Origin of the sequence: Blautia sp. RTP21359st1_E11_RTP21359_211015, from assembly GCF_040910705.1 — a bacterium.
Taxonomy (GTDB): Bacteria; Bacillota; Clostridia; order Lachnospirales; family Lachnospiraceae; genus Blautia_A; species Blautia_A fusiformis.
Genome location: NZ_JBDGAB010000105.1, coordinates 1 through 4,017, shown reverse-complemented (window position 1 = coordinate 4,017; position 4,017 = coordinate 1). Strand labels below are relative to the sequence as shown.

The following is a 4,017-nucleotide window of genomic DNA, read 5'->3' as shown; positions in this document are numbered from 1 at the left end:
TCCTTACCCCTGCCATCTGGAACATGATTCCAAATCCGCTGCTTTTCTGGAGCTGTGGAATCACCCGGAGCTTGACAGTGCTGTCGTGTTCCTTCTGAACCGAAACCTGGGCGGTGCCATTATCACCAATCATCAAATTCATCAGGGAAGTTCCATGCACAGCGGAACCCTTGAGCATATGTGCGTCAATCCTGACGGCCCTTTATGTTACTGCGGAAACCATGGCTGTCTGGAAACCTACTGCTCTGCCAACGCTCTGGAACAGTCTGCCGGGATGCCTGTGAAGGAATTTTTCCCGCTGCTCCGCGAAAAAAAATCTCCCCGGCTTGCTGAGCACTGGGAAGATTACCTGAACCATCTGGCATTTGCCATGAAAAACCTGAACCTGATCATCGATGCGCCGATCATCATCAGCGGATATCTGGCACCTTATTTTACGGAAGAAGACATCACTTATCTGCTGGAACACATCAACACAGGCGCACCCTTTACCCTGGATAAAGATCAGATTCTGGTCGGCACCCACGGGCAGTATACACCTGCCATTGGTGCAGCTTTATATTATGTGGAAAAATTTATACAGAGCGTGTGAATACAGGCAGCTTCACCTGAACCGCTCAAAAAAGCATGTCATACACAGCCAGACGGATATAACTTGATCCGCTCTGTCCTAAAGTATGACATGCTTTTTTATTTTACTTATTATTTTTTCAGTTCTTTCAGAAGCTGCCCGATCTTTGACACAAACAGATCAAAGGCCACATTATTCTTACCGCTGTTGATCACAATATCTGCTTTCGCCCGTGTAGACTCCACATACAGATAATGCATCGGTTTTACTGTGGTAAGATACTGATCGATGATTCCGTTTAAATCCCGTCCACGTTCCTCCACATCTCTGGAGATCCGTCTTAAGATCCTCTCATCTGCATCTGCTTCCACATAAACCTTGATATCCAGAAGATCTCGGATACGCGGATCTGCAAGAAGCAGGATTCCCTCTACCAGAATGACCGGTCTTGGTTCGATTTTCAGCACTTTGTCGGAGCGGTTGTGCTGACTGTAATCGTATACCGGACATTGGATGGTTTTGCCCTCCTTGAGTTCTTTGAGATGCTCTACCAGAAGATCGGTTTCCAGTGAATCCGGGTGATCGTAATTCACCTTCACACGTTCTTCAAAAGGAATTCCGTCCTGTCTGCGGTAGTAATTATCATGATAGATCACCACCACATCGTCTCCGAAATGCTTCTTCAGTCTGTTTGTAAATGTAGATTTGCCGGAGCCTGACCCTCCGGCGATCCCGATAATAATACTTTCCATCGTCTCTTTACCTCTTAAGCTAGAATTCTTCCGCTGTGGATCCCGCAGGCTTCCCGAAGAGTTTTTCCGTATAAAGAAGCTTTTTCTTACACAAAAGCTGCCCGGTCGGTGTGCATCTCCTGCATCCGGTTCCGGACAGCTTTTCTGGTTATTTTTTATAAAGCAATCGTTCTGATCAGATCTCAGCCTGCTCCAGAAGTGCCGGGATCTTGGACTCCCATCCAAGTGCCATGATATGTACACCCTGGCAGTATGGCTTGCACTCTTTAATGATACGTGCAGCGATCTCAACACCAGTGATACCAGCTTTTGTTTTCTCTTTGTCTGCTTTCAGCTCCTCGATCATCTCATCCGGAACATGGATGCCGGCTACGTTGTTGTTCATGAACTTAGCCATTCCAGCAGATTTCGGAATGATGATACCAACCTGTACAGGTTTTCCGAACTGTTTTGCTTTTTCCATAAATTTGATGAATTTCTCCGGCTCAAATACAGCCTGTGTCTGGAAGTAGTCTGCACCTGCAGCAACCTTTCTTTCCATCTTTGCAAGCTGAGCGTCAACGGAATCGCTGCATGGAGATACAACGGCACCCTTGGAGAATTTCGGTGGCTCACCAACCAGCTGGTTTCCTCCAAGATCTACACCGGACTCGAGAAGCTGTACTGTATGAAGAAGAGATACAGAATCAAGATCGAATACCGGTTTTGCCTGCGGATGATCACCCATCTTCGTATGGTCACCTGTCAGACAGAGGATGTTCTCAATACCAAGCATAGCAGCACTTAAAAGATCAGACTCCAGTGCGATACGGTTTCTGTCACGGCATGCAAGCTGGAAGATCGGATCCATTCCGGCGTCTTTGAGAACTTTACACATTGCAAGAGATCCAAGACGCATAACCGAAGACTGGTTATCTGTTACATTGACTGCATGAACGCCTTTGAGATAAGTTTTGGCTTCTTCTACCAGTTCATCTACATGGATCCCTTTTGGCGGTCCTACTTCTGCAGAAACTACAAATTCACCACGGTCGAATAATTCTTTCATTTTCATATTATATTTGCTCCAATCATTTAAAATTTGGGGTACGGTCCACCTGCTCTGCTGCATACATTGCGGAATATTTCCGGTGAACCGTATCATAATTTAATTTGGCTTCTTAATAAATCTTTGCTTATTATTTCACTTCATCATCTGTAGCGAAATTATGGATCTGTGTCGGGCATTTCAGTGCGTCAAGGCGTCCGATCTCTTTCAGACGTCTGTAGATGCGCTCCCATCCACACTCCATGTCACTGTCAACTTCGCATTTACCATTCTTGGAACCGCCGCACTGGCCGTTGACAAGACTCTTGGAGCATGCTGTGATCGGGCAGATCCCGCCGGTAAGGTTCAGATAACACTCACCACACTGGTCACATTTATATTCTAACGGTGTTACACCCTGGAAACCAGGTACCGGGTATGTATCGCAGGCTGCGCATACCATCTTGTCTTCCAGATATTCTGCGATGGTCTGTACACCAACACCACAGGAGAATACCAGGACCAGATCCGCTTCCCTGATCTTATCCATGTGTTTCTGAAGACGTAACTGCATATTTTCCGGATTACAGATATAATCCGTTGTCATGATCCCTGTCACATTTCCTTCAGCGGAAAGCTCCTTCTGAAGTTCAACAGCTTCTTTTTCCGGAAAACGAACTTCCTTGCATCCATGGCAGTTGATGATAAAAACTTTCTTTCCGGCTGCCAGTGATACGATAGTTTCTTTTGCTTTTAACTGGGTAATCAACATATCACTTCATCCCCCTTACTGCATTTTTTCCGGCTTTGATACTGTTAATGATCGGAATCTTGGAAGAACAGATATACTGACAGCATCTGCACTCAACACAGTCCATGACATTCATGTCCTTCATGCCCTGCCAGTTCTCTTCTTTCGCATATTTTACGAAATACAGAGGAGAAAGTTCCATCGGACATACGTCCACACAGCGTCCGCACTTGATACATGGCTGCTCTTTGGTCTCATCTGTATCAATGGCGATGATACCGTTGGAGCCCTTCATCATAGGTACCTCCAGAGTGTTCAGAGGGAATCCCATCATAGGTCCGCCCATCTTGACCAGAACATCGTCATCTGTAAATCCACCGCAGTAATCGATCAGCTCTTTTACGCTGGTACCGATCTTGATGATAAAGTTGCCAGGATTCTTAATCTTCTCGCCTGTTACGGTTGCAACACGCTCGATCAGCGGCATACCCTTCTGGATCGCATCGGAGATCGCTTTTACAGTACTGATATTATCTACGATAACGCCAACATCTGCCGGAAGGCCGCCGCTTGGAACCTTTCTGCCCATGACACGCTTGATGAGAGTTTTCTCAGCACCCTGCGGGTATTTGGTTCTTGCAACAAAAACTTCCATATTTCCGATATCGGCAACTTTTTCCTGCATTAATTCGATCGCATCCTGCTTGTTATCCTCGATGACAATGATGCCCTTCTCAGCACCTGTTGTCTTAAGGATCGCTTTCAGACCGAAAATAATATCATCAGCAAACTCAAGGAGAACCTTATGGTCTGCTGTTAAATATGGCTCACACTCACATCCGTTGAGAAGGATGGTATCAACCGGTTTTGCAGGTTTCAGCTTGACACAGGTCGGGAAACCTGCACCACCCATACC

The 4,017-nt window shown here is 46.1% G+C and carries 5 protein-coding genes; 1 reads left to right on the top strand and 4 read right to left on the bottom strand.

The features are described 5' to 3' along the window. A partial coding sequence (locus tag AB5026_RS18735; protein ID WP_368214139.1) for an ROK family protein occupies positions 1-592 on the top strand: 592 nt, incomplete at its 5' end. A 110-nt stretch (positions 593-702) separates the two neighbouring features. Here the strand turns inward: AB5026_RS18735 and udk are convergent. The 4 genes from udk to AB5026_RS18715 all read right to left on the bottom strand — a co-directional run. Next, entirely contained in the window at positions 703-1,323 is a 621-nt protein-coding gene (gene udk, locus AB5026_RS18730; protein WP_015526187.1) for a uridine kinase, read from the bottom strand. A 175-nt stretch (positions 1,324-1,498) separates the two neighbouring features. Next, complete coding sequence (locus AB5026_RS18725) at positions 1,499-2,377, bottom strand: methylenetetrahydrofolate reductase (RefSeq protein ID WP_015526188.1); 879 nt, start codon at positions 2,375-2,377, stop codon at positions 1,499-1,501. Between the two features lie 124 nt (positions 2,378-2,501). Beyond that, positions 2,502-3,122 carry a methylenetetrahydrofolate reductase C-terminal domain-containing protein gene (locus AB5026_RS18720; protein WP_021976351.1) on the bottom strand — a complete coding sequence of 207 codons (621 nt, stop codon included), beginning with the start codon at positions 3,120-3,122 and terminating at the stop codon, positions 2,502-2,504. A gap of 1 nt (position 3,123) precedes the next feature. After that, the coding region (locus AB5026_RS18715; RefSeq protein WP_368214138.1) for an RnfABCDGE type electron transport complex subunit C at positions 3,124-4,017 on the bottom strand (894 nt) is incomplete at its 5' end.